The sequence below is a fragment of the Pseudarthrobacter cellobiosi genome, assembly GCF_023913755.1.
Taxonomy (GTDB): Bacteria; Actinomycetota; Actinomycetes; order Actinomycetales; family Micrococcaceae; genus Arthrobacter; species Arthrobacter cellobiosi.
Genome location: NZ_JAMXBJ010000050.1, coordinates 225,179 through 239,903, shown reverse-complemented (window position 1 = coordinate 239,903; position 14,725 = coordinate 225,179). Strand labels below are relative to the sequence as shown.

The window sequence follows — 14,725 nt, the reverse complement described above, 5'->3', positions numbered from 1 at the left end:
CGATGTCCGACGATAACCTGACCGCAGCGGACTCCGCCCCCCGGGCCAAACCCCGCGTCGCGGTCCTCTTTGGTGGCCGGTCCAGTGAACATGCCGTGAGCTGCGTGACCGCCGCCGGCGTCCTGGGCGCCATCAACAAAGACAAGTACGATGTCATCCCCATCGGCATCGCCAAGTCGGGGCAGTGGGTGCTGGCTGCGGGGGATACCGCCCAGTGGTCCCTGTCCGCGTCGTCGCTGCCGGAGGTCCCGCCGTCGTCGGAAACGGTGACACTGGCCGAGATCGGCGGCGAGCACCAGCTGATCGTCGCCTCACCCAACCAGGTACCGCAGGAACTCGGGACGGTGGACGTCGTGTTTCCCCTTCTCCATGGTCCCTTTGGCGAGGACGGCACCATCCAGGGACTCCTGGAACTGTCCGACACGCGCTACGTCGGCGCCGGCGTGCTCGCGTCGGCTGTGGGCATGGACAAGCACTACATGAAAGTCGTGTTCGAGGCCGCCGGGCTGCACGTGGGGCCCTACATCGCCGTCACGGACCGTCAGTGGGTCAAGGACGCGGAGGCCGTTCGCAAGCAGGTGGACCAGCTCGGCTTTCCCGTGTTCGTCAAGCCGGCGCGGGCGGGTTCGTCCATGGGGATCTCCAAAGTGGACTCGCTCGAGGGACTCGACGCCGCCGTCGAGGAAGCCCGGCGCCACGACCTCAAACTGGTCATCGAGGCTGGCATCGTAGGGCGTGAGATTGAGTGTGCGGTGTTGGAAGGACGCGGGACTGATTCCCCCCGGACGTCCATGCCGGGCGAAATTTCCGTCGCCGCCGGAACGCACGAATTCTACGATTTCAACGCGAAGTATGTTGAGGACGACGCCGCCGCGCTGAGCTGCCCCGCAGACATTCCCGAGGAAGCCATCGTGCGGGTCCGGGAGCTCGCGGCGGCTGCCTTTGACGCTGTAGGCGCCGAAGGCCTGAGCCGCGTGGACTTCTTCTACACGCCCGACGGTGAACTGATCATCAATGAGATCAACACCATGCCCGGGTTTACGCCCAAGAGCATGTACCCGCAGATGTGGGCAGCCTCGGGCCTGGACTATGCGGACCTGATCGATGAGCTGATCTACCTGGCCCTTAACCGGAAAACCGGCCTGCGGTAGCGCTGTTCCCAGGCGGTAGGGCTTGTCGAAACCCCGGTGGTCGAGCCTACTGGCTGGACGGCAGGTTCTGCAGGTCTTCCTGACCCACGCAGTTCCGGCTGGCCGGGATCTTTCCGGCTGAGGCGGAAAGATCAGCCAGGACAGTTGCGGAGCTGATCTTCTCCGGATCCATCAGGATTTCCGTGGCGGGTTCGCGGCCGAATGTAGTCAGCGTCCACACCGGATCGCCCTCCTTGATAACCCAGTCGATGCCGTTGACACTCACGCACCGGTCCGTCGTCGGGCCTGGAACATTGACGCCGCAGCGCAGGATCACCTGAGACGGGTCCCCCCAGGCCGCGGTGGCCTGGCTGTTGGTTTTCCGCAGGGCAGCATCGCCGATGGCGTCCGGAAGGGCCACCATCATCGGAGCGCAGGCCGGGTTCGCCGCGTCGCCTGCAGCAGTGACATCCACTTCGGGGGAGCACGCCGCCAAGGAGAGCGCGGCGGCCAGGGCCGCCGCTGCGCCGGAGACCCTGGCAAACGCCAGTGGCGGGGGCACGATCATGGTATGCAAGGAGGGGCGCATGCTTCCCATCATCTCCATTTAGCGGCGCCTGCGCGAATCTCCGAAGGTTAGCGCAGTTTTTGCGAAAGAACACCCGGCAACGCCTGTGGTTCGCCTAGGATGACTGAATCACTTCTGGTCTCACCCCTAAGCGAGCACTCTTGAATATTCTGCGTCGGACGGCCCTGGCCGTATCCGTTATCGTGCTGTCCTCCGCCTTCCCCCAAATCGCCGTTGCGTATCCGTCGCCGGTTGCGGTGCCCGCGGTGACCGTACCGGGGCCCCTGCCGGTGGATGATTTTGTGATCCTCGAGAAACCGCGAAGGGATGTCCAGTCGGAATACACGTACGTTGACCAGCCCTTGGCAGGGTCCATCAAGACAACCTTGGTCACCGTGAAGCTGGCCGACAAATCCGTGGATCAGACAAATGCTGCGGTGCCGATGGGAGCAGCGCAGGCTTCCCTGAACGCCGCCAGCACTTATTGGGCGGCGCAGACTTCGGGCCGAGTCAGCATGCCCCTGATAAATGCCGCCACGGCTGTCTCCTCGGCTGCCAGGTCTACCCAGACACCAAACGAGATCGTAGACATCGTTTCGCGTGAACTGGGGTGGACGCAGACTCCCTACACGGCTCTTGTCATGTACATTCCGGGAGCCTACCTGACCAACGGGGCCGCTGGCATGGTGTTCAGCAACGGATCCGTGGGTGGCCGGATCATCATGCCCGAGAACGGAAGGCTGAGCACTCCGGTCCTCACACATGAATTCGGACACACCCTCGGGCTGGATCATGCCAACAGCCTGCAGTGCGGCAGCGGGATCTCAGACGTAGGTCCTGGCCAGTATTCAGGATTCGCTGACCCCACCTGCGGCATCAAAATCTACGGGGACAACTTGGACGTGATGGGCATCTCCCATTACGACTACATGCCGGTCATTGGCGCTCCGCTATGGGAGATGGGCCGCTTCGGAAACGGAAATGAGATTGCTGATGCCGGCACAGTCACCACAACCAAGTCCCTGACACTTAAGCCGTGGGCAGGGACAGGGGCTGACCGCGCCGCCAAATTCACCGATCCGAAATCCGGGGAGGTCTACTACCTTGAGCTACGGGCTCCCGTCGGGTATGACGCAGGCAAAGCAACTGGCGGCAACCGTGGGGTGAAGATCTCGCAGCAGGGCTCGGGCAATTCTTCCATCCTGCTGCCTCCCTCCACGCTGCCCATCAGCGGAAACTACAGCTCAACCCAGGCGTGGCAGGCAGGGACCACATTCAAGACGCACACGGGAACGCGGGTCACCATCGATTCGGTCAGTGACTCGGCTGCTGTCGTCACACTTCGTCCGCCCGGAGCACCTGCCGTGGGATACGCCGAATCAGTGGCAATCAACCGTTCAGGTGACAAGGCATCCCTGGACGTCCGCGGATGGGCCTACGACGGAGCCAAACCCGCAGAATCGTCTCAGGTCCATATCTACGTAACAACTCCCGGAGGCATCCGCACGGGCTACCCCGTGACTGCCAACCAACCCCGGTCCGACGTAAACGCCATTATGCAAGTGGCAGGAGATCACGGGTTCGCGAAGTCGTTCGACCTGACGACAGCCGGTACTTACGATGTTTGCGTTTACGCGCTGGGATCAGTCGAAACCGCGGATCTTGGCTGCCGGACGCTCTATCTGGAGGGTTCGGCGCCGCCCATTGGTTACCTTGATTCTGTTGCCGTGGCCCTTAGTAACGGCAGCCCCGTCCTGAGGGCCGAGGGTTGGACCTTCGACCCGGGATCACCGGCGGCTTCCATTCCCGTACATCTCTACGTCACAGATCCGGCCGGAAAGACCACTTCCCAGCCTTTCACGGCAGACAGGCCAAAAGCCGATGTGAACGCCATCATGGGCGTTCCGGGTAACCACGGCTACCGCGCTGACGTCCCCATCACGCTTAGCGGGCAGTACACCGCTTGCGCGTATGGCCTCGCAGTCAGCCAGTTCAATCTCGGAAACAGCCTCCTGGGCTGCAAATCAATTTCTGCCCAGCCGACGGCTGCACCCGTCGGATACGTGGACACCACGTCAGTGAACAGCGCAAGCACGGCGGCCTCCATCACCGTCAAGGGCTGGTCATTGGATCCGGGGACGCCCTCGGCATCCATACCGGTCCATGTCTACGTCACAGCCCCTGACGGGACGACAACCAGCACGGCACACATGGCCGACCAAGTCCGTGCCGATGTCAATAGTGTCATGGGCACGAAAGGTAACCACGGTTATCAGGCCACCATTCCTATCAGCCGGGCCGGATCGTACAGGGTGTGCGTTTACGGCCTCGCGGTCAGCGCCTTGCCGTTGGGCAACACCCTCCTGGGCTGCCAGGTCACGACTGCGAAAGCCACTGCAGCCCCGGCAGGCTACCTCGACTCCGTGAAGATTCTGGCAGGTGCCCAGGGAGCCAACCTCACGGCCAAGGGGTGGACACTCGATCCTGCGCTGCCTTCTGCCAGCATCCCGGTCCATCTTTACGTCACCTACCCGGATGGCACCACCAAGGCGACTGCATACCTGGCTGACAACAGTCGCCCGGACATGAACACGATTATTCAGGTCGTTGGTGACCACGGCTACGAGGAGGCCATACCGGTGACGCAGCGGGGAACTTACACCGTCTGTGCGTGGGGCCTGGGAGTTGCTGGTCTCTCTGAGGGCAACACCCACCTCGGCTGCCGACAGGCAACATACTGACAAAAATTGTCGGTGCAGCGCTGTAGCGTAGGGGCGTGCCTGAAATTCCGTTGACCGAAGAAACGCTGACCGTCGCCGCGCTGTCCGAAGCCGAACTGCTGGCCCGGATCTTTCCACGGCTGGAAATGGGCGGAACTCACGGTTCGGCAACCCTGCTTGGCCCGGGAGACGATGCCGCCATTGTCGCCGCTCCGGATGGCAGGACAGTAATCAGCATCGATACCCAGGTGCAGGACCAGGACTTCCGGCTGCAGTGGCCCAACGGGTACCGCACCACGGGCTTCGACGTCGGCTGGAAGGCGGCGGCCCAGAACCTGAGCGACATCAACGCCATGGGCGGCGTTGCGACGTCGCTGGTGGTGAGCCTGACCCTCCCGCCCGACACTCCTGTCAGCTGGGTGGCGGATCTGGCCGACGGCCTGACTGCGGCAATCCGGGATCTTGGGGCCACACACTGTTCGGTGGCGGGGGGCGATTTGGGCCGCGGCAGGGAAATCTCCGTGACGGTCGCCGTGCTGGGCTCACTGGCTGGCGGCAAAGCGGTCCTGCGGTCGGGGGCCCGTGCCGGCGACGTCGTGGCCCTGGCCGGGTCGGTGGGCAGGGCAGCAGCCGGGCTTGCGCTCCTGGAATCGGAGGCCACTGTGCAGTCCCTGGCACCCGCACAGCGGGTGCTCGTGGAACTTCAGTGCAGGCCACGGCCACCCCTGTCCGCCGGGCCGCTGGCCAGGTCAGCCGGTGCCACGGCCATGCTGGATATTTCGGACGGCCTGGTACGCGACGGCGGCCGCCTCGCCGCCGCCAGCGGCGTCGTCCTTGACCTTGACCCCGCGGCACTGAAGCCTCTCGCGGAAGCGCTGCGTCCGGCGTCAGACCTTCTCAGAGCTGACCCCATGGCCTGGGTGCTGGGCGGGGGCGAGGACCATGGGCTGCTGGCCACATTCCCGGCCGGCGTTCAGCTGCCTGCCGGATTCACTGCGATAGGCTCAGTACAAGCCCCGGAAAGCTCCTCGCATCCGGGCGTCACAATTGCGGGCCACGCCGTTGGCACCGGGGGATGGGATCACTTTGCAGACTAAGGTTGCCGCCAACGCGCAAGCGATGAAGCGGTGGTTGGACAAGGCTGAAACCGCCATTGCCAACCACAGCGACCGCCTCAATGCCATCAACATTTTCCCCGTGGCGGACGGTGACACCGGCACTAACCTTTACCTCACGGTTCGGGCGGCCACCCGTGCCCTGCACAGCAACGCGGCGGGCCAAGGTGCGGCAGTCCCCGCTGACGCCGGCCAGGCGGATGTCGGAGCAGTGTTGGCGCGTGCCGGCAGGGCCGCGATGGAGCAGGCCCGCGGTAACTCCGGAACCCTCTTCTCAGTCTTCCTCTGCGCCGCAGCTGAACCCCTGGCCGGTCACACCCGCCTGACATCAACCCTCTTGGCCGCCGCGCTGAACCGCGCCCAGATCCGGGCCTGGTCCGCGTTGAGCGACCCCGTACCGGGCACCATGCTTTCGGTTATGGAAGCCGCGGCCCGGGCCGCCGCGGCAGTGGACGCTGGCCACAATGGCGACGACAGCAACCAAGCCCTGGGCAAAGCCCTCGATGCTGCCGTCAACGGCGCGCTGAAGGCAGTAGTCAGCACCGAGAGCCAGTTGGCCGCCCTTGAAGCCGCGCATGTGGTCGACGCCGGGGGCGTTGGTATGCTGCTCATCCTCGACTGCCTCCGCTCCGCCGTTCTTGGCGAGGAGCTGCAGGGCCAACTCCTCGACGGGCTGCACGGCTATGACGTCCAGGACCCCCACATCCACACTGATATGCCGGTTGACGACGGCGTTGAGGTCATGTGCACCATCAGCCTTTCGCCGCTCAGCGCGGCCACGTTGCGCCAGCGGCTCGACGAGATTGGCGAGTCCGTCATCATGAGCCAGGTGGACAGCCTGGCCGATGCTGAGGGCAGCTACCGGTGGCGGGTCCACGTCCACGTCCCCGACGCATCACCAGCGGTCGCCCTGATCCGTTCCCTCGGCGAACCCAGCGACATCTCGGTCAGCGAACTCGCCATGGCCCGCGAACCCGAACCAGCTCCGGTGAACTCCAGTGGGCATGAGCGCTGAACTGGACCTGGGCCTGGAACGCCTGATCGGAAAGCGGTCAGCGTCGGCCATTGAGAAGCACCTGGGCATCGCCACAGTCGGCGGCCTGCTGAACTACTTTCCCCGCCGCTACCTGAACCGCGGCGAACTGACCCCCATCGGCGAGCTCCCTGTGGACGAGGAGGTCACCCTCATTGCCCGGGTACTCTCCAACAGCACCCGCAAGATGCATACGCGGCGTGGTTCCATCACCGACGTCGTGATCACTGACGACGCCGCCTCCCACGGCCGTCCACGCCTTTCGGCGGTAGCCCCCGGCAGCGGGCACGGCACGCTCAAGATCACCTTTTTTAGCGGACACCGGGCACAGGCCCAGCTCCTGCCGGGCAGGCGGGTGATGTTTTCCGGAAAAGTTACGCGCTACGGAGCGTCCCTGGGCCTGACCAACCCGGATTTCCACCTCCTCGACGAGGACCCGGACATGCCGGCCATGGACCCCGAAAAGCTTGCCGCCATGCCCATCCCGGTGTACCCGGCCACGAACAAACTGAGCAGCTGGTCGATTCAGAAAGTCATCTCCACGCTCCTGGAAACCGTGGATCTGGACGCGCTGCCGGATCCGCTGCCGGAGTCCGTCTCCGCGCGGGAGGATTTCCTGCCGGTGGCCGAGGCCTACCGGCTCATCCACAAGCCGGAATCGCAGGCTGACTGGAAGAAGGCCCAGGAGCGGTTGCGCTACCAGGAGGCCCTGGTCCTGCAGGCGGCATTGGCACGGCGCCGTGCCCAGCTTGCGGCCGAGGAAGCCACGGCGCGGCGCCCGGCCACCAACGGGCTGCTGGCGGCGTTCGACAGGCAGCTTCCCTTCACGCTCACCGGCGGCCAGGCCGCCGTCGGAAAAACGCTGGCCACGGAGCTGGCGCAGGACAGCCCCATGAACCGGCTGCTGCAGGGCGAGGTCGGCTCGGGCAAGACCATCGTCGCGCTGCGGGCCATGCTGCAGGTGGTGGATGCCGGCGGGCAGGCCGCGCTCCTGGCGCCGACGGAGGTCCTCGCCGCCCAGCACTTCGAATCCATCCGGCGGACCCTGGGATCCCTGTCCCGCGACCCGATGCTGTCCGCGGACGGGCTGCTGGGCGGCCTGGCCGAAGGGGCGGTCCAGGTCGCTCTCCTCACCGGCTCCATGCCCACTGGTGCCCGGAAACGGGCCATGCTGGACGCCGCATCCGGCGCCGCCGGAATCGTGATCGGCACGCACGCGCTGCTCAGCGATAACGTCGCGTTCTACGACCTTGGCCTGATTGTGGTGGACGAACAGCACCGGTTCGGTGTGGAGCAGCGGGACGTTCTCAGGTCAAAGGCCAACAAGCCGCCGCACCTGCTGGTCATGACGGCTACGCCCATTCCACGTACGGTGGCCATGACGGTCTTCGGTGACCTCGAAACCTCCATCCTGGACGAACTGCCCGCCGGCCGGGCGCCGATTTCCACGCATGTGGTGGGCCTCGCCGAGAACCCCGGCTGGGCAGACCGCATCTGGTCCCGTTCCCGTGAGGAAATCGACGCCGGGCACCAGGTGTATGTGGTGTGCCCCAGGATCGGAACGGACGACGACGGCGACTTCAGTCCGGGGGAAGCGGAACCTTCCGCGGCTGACCTGGCCGGTGACGGCGGTGCGCGGGAGCTCGCGTCGGTGACCGCCGTCGTCGAACATCTCCAGCAGGAGCCAGCCCTGGCCGGTGTGCCCCTTGGGCCAATGCACGGCCGTTTGGACACTACAGTGAAGTCCGCGGCGATGGCCGACTTCACCGCCAACCGGACCAAGCTCCTGGTATCCACCACCGTCATCGAGGTCGGCGTCGACGTCCATAACGCTACGTTGATGGTGATCCTCGACGCCGACCGCTTCGGCATTTCCCAGCTGCACCAGCTGCGCGGCCGGGTGGGTCGCGGCGGGCTTCCCGGGACGTGCCTGCTGGTCACCACCCTGGAACGCGGGCACCCGAGCCGGCGCCGGCTGGATGCCGTGGCGGCAACCACCGACGGCTTCGAACTGTCGCAGGAAGACTTGAAGCTGCGCCGCGAGGGCGACATCCTGGGCGCGTCGCAGTCCGGCGGCCGCTCCACCCTGAAACTGCTGCGCGTGCTGGAACACGAGGACATCATTGCGCAGGCGCGCCAGGACGCCCAGGAAATTGTGGGCTCGGATCCGGCCCTGGCGCGGCATCCGCGGTTGGCGGAGGCCATTGACGAGTACTTGAACCCCGAGAAGGAGGCGTTCCTTGAGCGCGGATAGGAGGCGGACTTGAGCCGCATCATCGCGGGCGCCGCAGGCGGGACCCCCCTGGTCAGCGTCCCCGGCTCCCTGACCAGGCCCACTACCGACCGCGTGAAGGAAGCATTGTTCTCCCGGCTCGACGCCTTCGGGATCATTGCCGGTGCCCGGGTCCTGGACCTCTACGCAGGGTCCGGATCGTTGGGCGTGGAGAGCGGCAGCAGGGGTGCTGAGGCCGTTGACCTCGTGGAATTCGATGCCAAGGCCAGTTCCGTGTGCCAACGCAACGCGGACCTGATCAACGGCGTGCTGGGCCGCAAGGCGGTGACTGTCCACCGGTCCAAGGTGGAGTCCTTCCTGGAGCGCGCGGCGGAGACGGCCAGCTGGGACCTGGTGTTCCTGGACCCGCCCTATCCGCTGGATGACCCGGCCCTGTCGGCGGTGCTGGGCAAACTCGCCGAGCATCTGGCTCCGGCGGCCGTGGTGGTGGTGGAGCGGTCCTCGCGTTCACCGGAGCCGTTCTGGCCGGCCGGTCTGGAACGGTTTGCCGAGAAGAAGTACGGCGAAACCCGGCTCTGGTTCGCGGAGCCTTTTGTGCCTGACGCCATCGCGCCGGACCTTGTTATTGGGGAGCAGGAGCAGAGCCAGGCTTAGGGCCGGGCCTGGCCTGGGACGCCTGGGACCCTGGGCGTCTGCGGCTCAGCCGGCGAGGCCATCCAGGGCCACGCCGGCCAGAACCTTCGCGGGGTGGGGGCCTCGTGCCGTCAGTTCGGCTGTCCAGGCTTCGGGCCAGGGCGCCTGAGTTCCGGCGAGGATGATGTTGCCGGGGTAGCGGCCCGCGAACATCCCGGTTTCGGCGAAGGCGGCAACGTCGGTCATGGCGCGGCGCATGGCGGCGGCCTGGCTTCGCACCAGGGTCAGGCCTGGTTCGTCGCCCACGTTGACGATCAGCAAGCCTTCCGGTGCAAGGCGTGCACGGGCCTCCTGGTAGAACTCCTGGCAGGCGATGTGGGCCGGGGCTTCCGGACCAGAGAAGATGTCCAGGATCACGACGTCGAACTGAAGTGCCTGGTCCAGGTCCGCCAGGGCGTCGCGGGCATCGCCGATGACGGTGTGCAGGTCGGTTCCGCCGGGTAGCGGTAGCTGCTGCAGGACAAAGTCGAGGAGCTCGCGTTCCAGCTCCACCGCATACTGGACGGATCCGGGCCTCGTCGCCTGCACATAGCGGGCAAGAGTCAGAGCCCCGGCCCCAAGATGGAGCGCGGTGATTGGCTGGCCTTCGGTGGCGGCGAGATCCACCAGATGGCCGATCCGTCGCAGGTACTCGTAGAAGATCTCCTCAGGATGCGCCAAGTTAACGTGGGACTGCTCGGCCCCGCCGATGCTCAGGACGTAGCCGCCATCGGTGAAAGCATCGGGCTCGATGGAGGCGTGCTGACCCGTGGTCCGCAAGAACCGCGTGGAACGTGTGCCGCCGGGCTCCGCCATCAGAGCTTTCCGCTGAGGGTCGCCAGCCTGGCGGCGGCCTCCTCGAGGAGCTCCACTTTCTTGCAAAACGCGAACCTGAGCAGGCTCCGCGTCCGTTCCGCGCCCTCCGGGTGGCAGAAGACGGGGACGGGGATCGCGGCCACTCCCACCAGTCCGGGCAGCCTGCGGGCCAGGTCCACGGAGTCGCTGATGCCAAGGGGTGCGGTGTCCACGTTGACGAAATACGTCCCCTGCGGCGTGTAAACGTCGAATCCTGCGGCGCGGAGGCCTTCGCTGAGGATGTCCCGCTTCTTCTGGAGAGTGGCCGAAACGCCCTGGTAGAACTCATCCGGCAGTGCGAGGCCGGTCGCAATGGCCGTCTGGAACGGTGTCCCGGAGCTGTAGGTCAGGAACTGCTTGACCGTGCGGACAGCCGCCACCAAGTGCTCCGGGCCGGTCAGCCAACCGATCTTCCAGCCAGTGAAGGAGAAGGTCTTTCCGGCAGACGAGATGGTGATGGTCCGCTCCGCTGCACCCGGCAGGGTGGCGACAGGAATGTGCCTGGCGCCGAAGGTGAGGTGCTCGTACACTTCGTCGGTGATGATGAGGCAGTCATGCTTTGCGGCAAGCTCGACGACGCGCTGCAGAACATGGCGGGGGAAGACGGCACCGGTGGGATTGTGCGGATTGTTCAACAGCACCACCCTGGTGCGGTCGGTGAAGGCCGCTTCCAGGGCCGCCATGTCCGGGTAAAAGTCGGGAGCCAGCAGCGGGGCCGTGACGTGGGTGGCGCCGGACAGGCCGATGACGGCGCCGTACGAGTCATAAAACGGTTCGAACGTCAGCACCTCATCACCGGGGCCGACGAACGCCAGCAACGTTGCGGCGATCCCTTCGGTGGCGCCGGTGCTGATGATGATCTCGGTCTGCGGGTCCGGGGTCAGCCCGTAGAAACGGTCCTGGTGGGCAGCCACGGCCTCACGCAGTTCCAGGATGCCCTTGCCGGGCGCGTACTGGTTGGCCCCGGCTTCGATGGCGGCCACTGCGGCCGCCTTGATTTCCAGAGGTCCGTCCTCGTCGGGAAAGCCCTGCCCGAGGTTAATGGCGCCGGTCTGTGCCGCCAGGGTGGTCATCTCCTCGAAGATGGTGACGCCCAGCTGGCCGGCAGGTCCCAGCAGGTTGGCGCCTGAGGCAGTGCGCTGCCACGGGGCAGGCACGGTGGGCATGGAAAGGTCCCGCGGTGGATGCATCCAGTCATGGTATCCCGGCCGTCCCATGCGGTAGGTTCGGTGCATGAGACGCGCTGTCTGCCCCGGATCCTTTGACCCCATTCACAACGGCCATCTCGAGGTCATCGCCCGTGCCGCCGGCCTCTTCGATGAGGTGATCGTGGCGGTTTCGACCAACTATGCGAAGAAGTACATGTTCAGCCTGGGGGACCGCCTGGATATGGCGCGCGAAACCCTGGCATCCCTCAAAGGCATTGTGGTGGAACCGGTGGGCGACGGTCTCCTGGCCGAGTATTGCCGCCAGCGCGGTGTCTCCGCGATCGTCAAAGGTCTCCGCTCATCCTCAGACTTCGACTACGAACTTCCGATGGCCACGATGAACCGCCAGCTCAGCGGCGTGGAAACAGTGTTCCTGCCGGCGGAGGCGCACTACCTGCATTTGTCATCCACCCTGATCAAAGAGGTGGCCGGTCTGGGTGGCAGCGTGTCCGACTATGTGCCCCGGTCCGTACATAAAAGGTTGCTCGCGGGCGGGTCTGCGCCCGATCAGTCGCCGAGAGGGTAGGCTAGTCCGGTACTTCGACGGCCGTCCGTCGCCTGGTTTGAGTCCCTGCGGTTCTTCAGGCTAAGATGGTACGTCGGTCATATGTTCAACAGGAGTTCTCATTAAACGAGATGCTAGTTCGCCCTTGGCGTTCGACGTCAAGGATCTCGGGCGCAGCCCGGGCAGCATGCGGACACTGAAGGAACATGTACCCGCACCAAGTGATCTTGGTGTGGCACTCATTGGCGTTCAGGAAGGCTCGGACATCGAGCTGGATCTGAGGCTTGAGGCCGTACACGAAGGAATTCTGGTATCAGGAACCGCCGTCGCCGAAGTCAAAGGCGAATGCGGCAGATGCCTGGATCCCCTTGCGTATGACCTTGAGGTAAATGTGCAAGAACTTTTCTTCTACGACGGCGTTGTGCTTTCGGACGAAGAAGACGAAGAAGAGCAATATCGAGTCGAGCGCGATCTGATCGATCTTGAACCGGTGTTGCGGGACGCAGTTGTAACCATGCTGCCGTTCCAGCCGGTGTGCCGGGAAGACTGCCAGGGCCTTTGTTCCGAATGCGGAATTCGCCTGGAAGACGAGCCGGGGCACCACCACGAGGTCTTGGATCCTCGCTGGGCTGCCCTAGCTGATATGGCTAAGCCTGACCGGCAAAATTGATTTGTACGTGTTTGTCTAGAGAGAAATGAGTTAGCCGTGGCTGTCCCGAAGCGGAAAATGTCTCGCTCGAATACCCGCGCCCGCCGCTCCCAGTGGAAGGCAACTGCCCCCCACTTGGTGAAGACCGTAGAGAACGGCCAGGTTTCTTATAGCCTGCCGCACCAGGCGAAGGTCGTCACCGACTCGGCTGGCACTGCGTTGTTCCTTGAGTACAAGGGCCGCAAGGTCGCAGACGTCTAATCGGCCGCTTGGGCTGACATGATGTCTTCAACTGAAGAGCTTCTGAAGCGTCTCGGTGTCTCCATTGACGCCGGGACGCTTCGTCTTGCTCTCACGCACCGTTCCTACGCCTACGAAAACGGCGGCATCCCCACCAACGAGCGGCTCGAATTCCTGGGCGACTCCATCCTGGGTTTCTCCGTGACCGATGCCCTGTACCGGGACAACCCCACACTGCCCGAAGGTGACCTGGCCAAACGCCGCTCTGCGGTGGTCAGCACGCGCGCCCTCGCCGGCATCGGACGAAGCCTCGGCATCGGGGATTACATCTACCTGGGGCAGGGCGAAAAGCTCACCGAGGGCAAGAATAAGGCTTCCATCCTGGCGGACACCATGGAAGCCCTCATTGGGGCCACCTACGTGTCCAACGACATCGAGACCGCCCGCCAGTTGGTCATGCGCCTGATAGGTCCCCTCCTCAAGGATGCGGGCGCCCTCGGCGCAGGTACGGACTGGAAGACCAGCATCCAGGAACTGGCAGCCAGCAGGCAGATGGGCACCATCTACTATGCCGTTGAGGGCGCCGGGCCGGACCACGCCCGAACCTTCACCGCTGTCCTAAATATCGGTGGCAAGCCATATGGCAATGGGTCGGGCCATTCGAAGAAGGAAGCGGAGCAGGAAGCTGCCGCGGACGCCTGGCGTCAGCTCTCCGGAACCGCGGGAGCCGCCGTGGCCTCAGCGGCGGAGGGCGCATCACCAGAGTCCTCCCGCAGCGTCTAGGCTGAGCCGTGCCCGAACTGCCTGAAGTTGAAGTGGTCCGCCGCGGACTGGTGAGTTGGGTCCGCGGCCGGACCATCACATCGGTGGACGTGCTGGATCCGCGTTCGCTCCGCCGGCATGCCATGGGCGCCGAGGATTTCAGAGGCAACCTCCAGGGTGCCACGGTTGTGGACGTGGTGCGCCGCGGTAAATTCCTTTGGATGCCGCTGTGTGAGACACCCGGCGCCACCGACACGCCCACCGTTGCACTGATGGCGCACCTCGGGATGAGCGGCCAGCTCGTGATGCAGGACGCGGAAGTGCCGGACGAAAAACACCTCAAGGTCAGGCTGCGCCTGAGTCCCGTGGCCGGTATGCCTGAACAGCTCCGGTTTGTTGACCAGCGGATTTTCGGCGGGCTGTTCGTCACCGGCATGGTTCCCACGGACGACGGCGGCCCGGGCGGCCAGGCGGAATCTCCCGTTGCGTTCATCGCCGAGGAAGCGTCCCACATCGCCAGGGACCCGCTGGACCCGGCATTTTCCTTTGACCTGTTTTACAGCCGGCTGCGGAAGCGGAAGACGGGCGTCAAACGCGCACTGTTGGACCAGGGACTGGTTTCCGGAATCGGCAACATCTACGCCGACGAGTCCCTGTGGCGGGCAAAGCTGCACTACGCCAGGCCCACCGATACGCTGCGACGCGGCGACGCGGAACGGCTCATCACCAGCGCGCGCGAGGTCATGCTGGACGCACTTGCGGCCGGCGGTACCAGCTTTGATTCGTTGTACGTCAACGTCAACGGGGCCTCTGGCTACTTCGACCGGTCCTTGAATGCCTACGGGCGGGAGGGCAAGCCCTGCAGCCGTTGTGCCGCCGTCGGAATTAACTCCATACTTCGCCGCGAGCAATTCATGAACCGCTCCTCCTACACTTGTCCGGTCTGTCAGCCGCGCCCCCGCAACGGCCGCTGGTAGGCCGCGTCGCCCTGCCGGGCATGATCGGGCGCTGCTCCGGTGCAGGGACAGACACCCG

At 64.9% G+C, this 14,725-nt stretch carries 14 protein-coding genes; 11 read left to right on the top strand and 3 right to left on the bottom strand.

The features are described from left to right. The first annotated feature begins 2 nt into the window (after positions 1-2). On the top strand, positions 3-1,151 hold the full coding sequence (locus NG696_RS18525; RefSeq protein WP_252566059.1) for a D-alanine--D-alanine ligase family protein: 1,149 nt from the start codon (positions 3-5) through the stop codon (positions 1,149-1,151). Between the two features lie 46 nt (positions 1,152-1,197). On the opposite strand, the gene NG696_RS18520 is transcribed toward NG696_RS18525, so the two are convergent. Continuing rightward, positions 1,198-1,698: a DUF3515 family protein gene (locus NG696_RS18520; RefSeq protein WP_252576595.1), complete on the bottom strand. Its 501-nt coding sequence runs from the start codon at positions 1,696-1,698 to the stop codon at positions 1,198-1,200. Positions 1,699-1,859: 161 nt separating this feature from the next. Between NG696_RS18520 and NG696_RS18515 the strand changes: the two genes are divergently transcribed. The 5 genes from NG696_RS18515 (at position 1,860) to rsmD (ending at position 9,453) form a co-directional block, all read left to right on the top strand. Next, the gene (locus tag NG696_RS18515) at positions 1,860-4,439 is read left to right on the top strand and encodes a zinc metalloprotease (protein WP_252576313.1); all 2,580 of its coding nucleotides are present in this window, start codon (positions 1,860-1,862) and stop codon (positions 4,437-4,439) included. A gap of 125 nt (positions 4,440-4,564) precedes the next feature. Further along, complete coding sequence (gene thiL / locus NG696_RS18510) at positions 4,565-5,515, top strand: thiamine-phosphate kinase (protein WP_252576594.1); 951 nt, start codon at positions 4,565-4,567, stop codon at positions 5,513-5,515. Between the two features lie 22 nt (positions 5,516-5,537). Continuing rightward, complete coding sequence (locus tag NG696_RS18505) at positions 5,538-6,548, top strand: DAK2 domain-containing protein (RefSeq protein ID WP_252576312.1); 1,011 nt, start codon at positions 5,538-5,540, stop codon at positions 6,546-6,548. Further along, the gene (locus tag NG696_RS18500; RefSeq protein WP_252576311.1) at positions 6,538-8,820 is read left to right on the top strand and encodes an ATP-dependent DNA helicase RecG; all 2,283 of its coding nucleotides are present in this window, start codon (positions 6,538-6,540) and stop codon (positions 8,818-8,820) included. Before NG696_RS18505 ends, NG696_RS18500 begins: the two co-directional genes overlap by 11 nt. 9 nt (positions 8,821-8,829) lie before the next feature. Then, positions 8,830-9,453: a 16S rRNA (guanine(966)-N(2))-methyltransferase RsmD gene (gene rsmD / locus NG696_RS18495; protein WP_252566046.1), complete on the top strand. Its 624-nt coding sequence runs from the start codon at positions 8,830-8,832 to the stop codon at positions 9,451-9,453. Between the two features lie 45 nt (positions 9,454-9,498). Here rsmD and NG696_RS18490 read toward each other — a convergent pair whose 3' ends face one another. Both NG696_RS18490 and NG696_RS18485 read right to left on the bottom strand, forming a co-directional pair. Beyond that, positions 9,499-10,287 (bottom strand): spermidine synthase, encoded by a 789-nt coding sequence (locus NG696_RS18490; protein WP_252566042.1) that lies wholly within the window; start codon positions 10,285-10,287, stop codon positions 9,499-9,501. Next, complete coding sequence (locus tag NG696_RS18485; protein ID WP_252566039.1) at positions 10,287-11,516, bottom strand: aminotransferase class I/II-fold pyridoxal phosphate-dependent enzyme; 1,230 nt, start codon at positions 11,514-11,516, stop codon at positions 10,287-10,289. Before NG696_RS18485 ends, NG696_RS18490 begins: the two co-directional genes overlap by 1 nt. A 43-nt stretch (positions 11,517-11,559) precedes the next feature. Here NG696_RS18485 and coaD point away from each other — a divergent pair, with 43 nt between their 5' ends. The 5 genes from coaD to mutM all read left to right on the top strand — a co-directional run bounded on the left by coaD (position 11,560) and on the right by mutM (position 14,667). Continuing rightward, positions 11,560-12,060: a pantetheine-phosphate adenylyltransferase gene (gene coaD / locus NG696_RS18480; RefSeq protein WP_252566035.1), complete on the top strand. Its 501-nt coding sequence runs from the start codon at positions 11,560-11,562 to the stop codon at positions 12,058-12,060. Between the two features lie 124 nt (positions 12,061-12,184). Further along, complete coding sequence (locus tag NG696_RS18475; protein ID WP_252566033.1) at positions 12,185-12,709, top strand: YceD family protein; 525 nt, start codon at positions 12,185-12,187, stop codon at positions 12,707-12,709. 36 nt (positions 12,710-12,745) lie between these two features. Next, positions 12,746-12,949: a 50S ribosomal protein L32 gene (gene rpmF, locus NG696_RS18470; protein ID WP_104061248.1), complete on the top strand. Its 204-nt coding sequence runs from the start codon at positions 12,746-12,748 to the stop codon at positions 12,947-12,949. A 21-nt stretch (positions 12,950-12,970) separates the two neighbouring features. Further along, positions 12,971-13,711, top strand: a complete 741-nt coding sequence (gene rnc / locus NG696_RS18465; RefSeq protein ID WP_252566031.1) for a ribonuclease III — start codon at positions 12,971-12,973, stop codon at positions 13,709-13,711. An 8-nt stretch (positions 13,712-13,719) separates the two neighbouring features. Further along, positions 13,720-14,667 (top strand): bifunctional DNA-formamidopyrimidine glycosylase/DNA-(apurinic or apyrimidinic site) lyase, encoded by a 948-nt coding sequence (gene mutM / locus NG696_RS18460; protein WP_252566029.1) that lies wholly within the window; start codon positions 13,720-13,722, stop codon positions 14,665-14,667. The last annotated feature ends 58 nt before the right edge of the window (positions 14,668-14,725 follow it).

Bases quoted from the DNA above. Each gene is read 5' to 3' on its own strand.
- NG696_RS18525 (WP_252566059.1), top strand. From the start codon at position 3: ATGTCCGACGATAACCTGACCGCAGCGGACTCCGCCCCCCGGGCCAAA.
- NG696_RS18520 (WP_252576595.1), bottom strand. From the start codon at position 1,698: ATGATCGTGCCCCCGCCACTGGCGTTTGCCAGGGTCTCCGGCGCAGCG.
- thiL (WP_252576594.1), top strand. From the start codon at position 4,565: ATGGGCGGAACTCACGGTTCGGCAACCCTGCTTGGCCCGGGAGACGAT.
- NG696_RS18505 (WP_252576312.1), top strand. From the start codon at position 5,538: ATGAAGCGGTGGTTGGACAAGGCTGAAACCGCCATTGCCAACCACAGC.
- NG696_RS18500 (WP_252576311.1), top strand. From the start codon at position 6,538: ATGAGCGCTGAACTGGACCTGGGCCTGGAACGCCTGATCGGAAAGCGG.
- NG696_RS18490 (WP_252566042.1), bottom strand. From the start codon at position 10,287: ATGGCGGAGCCCGGCGGCACACGTTCCACGCGGTTCTTGCGGACCACG.
- NG696_RS18485 (WP_252566039.1), bottom strand. From the start codon at position 11,516: ATGCATCCACCGCGGGACCTTTCCATGCCCACCGTGCCTGCCCCGTGG.
- coaD (WP_252566035.1), top strand. From the start codon at position 11,560: ATGAGACGCGCTGTCTGCCCCGGATCCTTTGACCCCATTCACAACGGC.
- rnc (WP_252566031.1), top strand. From the start codon at position 12,971: ATGTCTTCAACTGAAGAGCTTCTGAAGCGTCTCGGTGTCTCCATTGAC.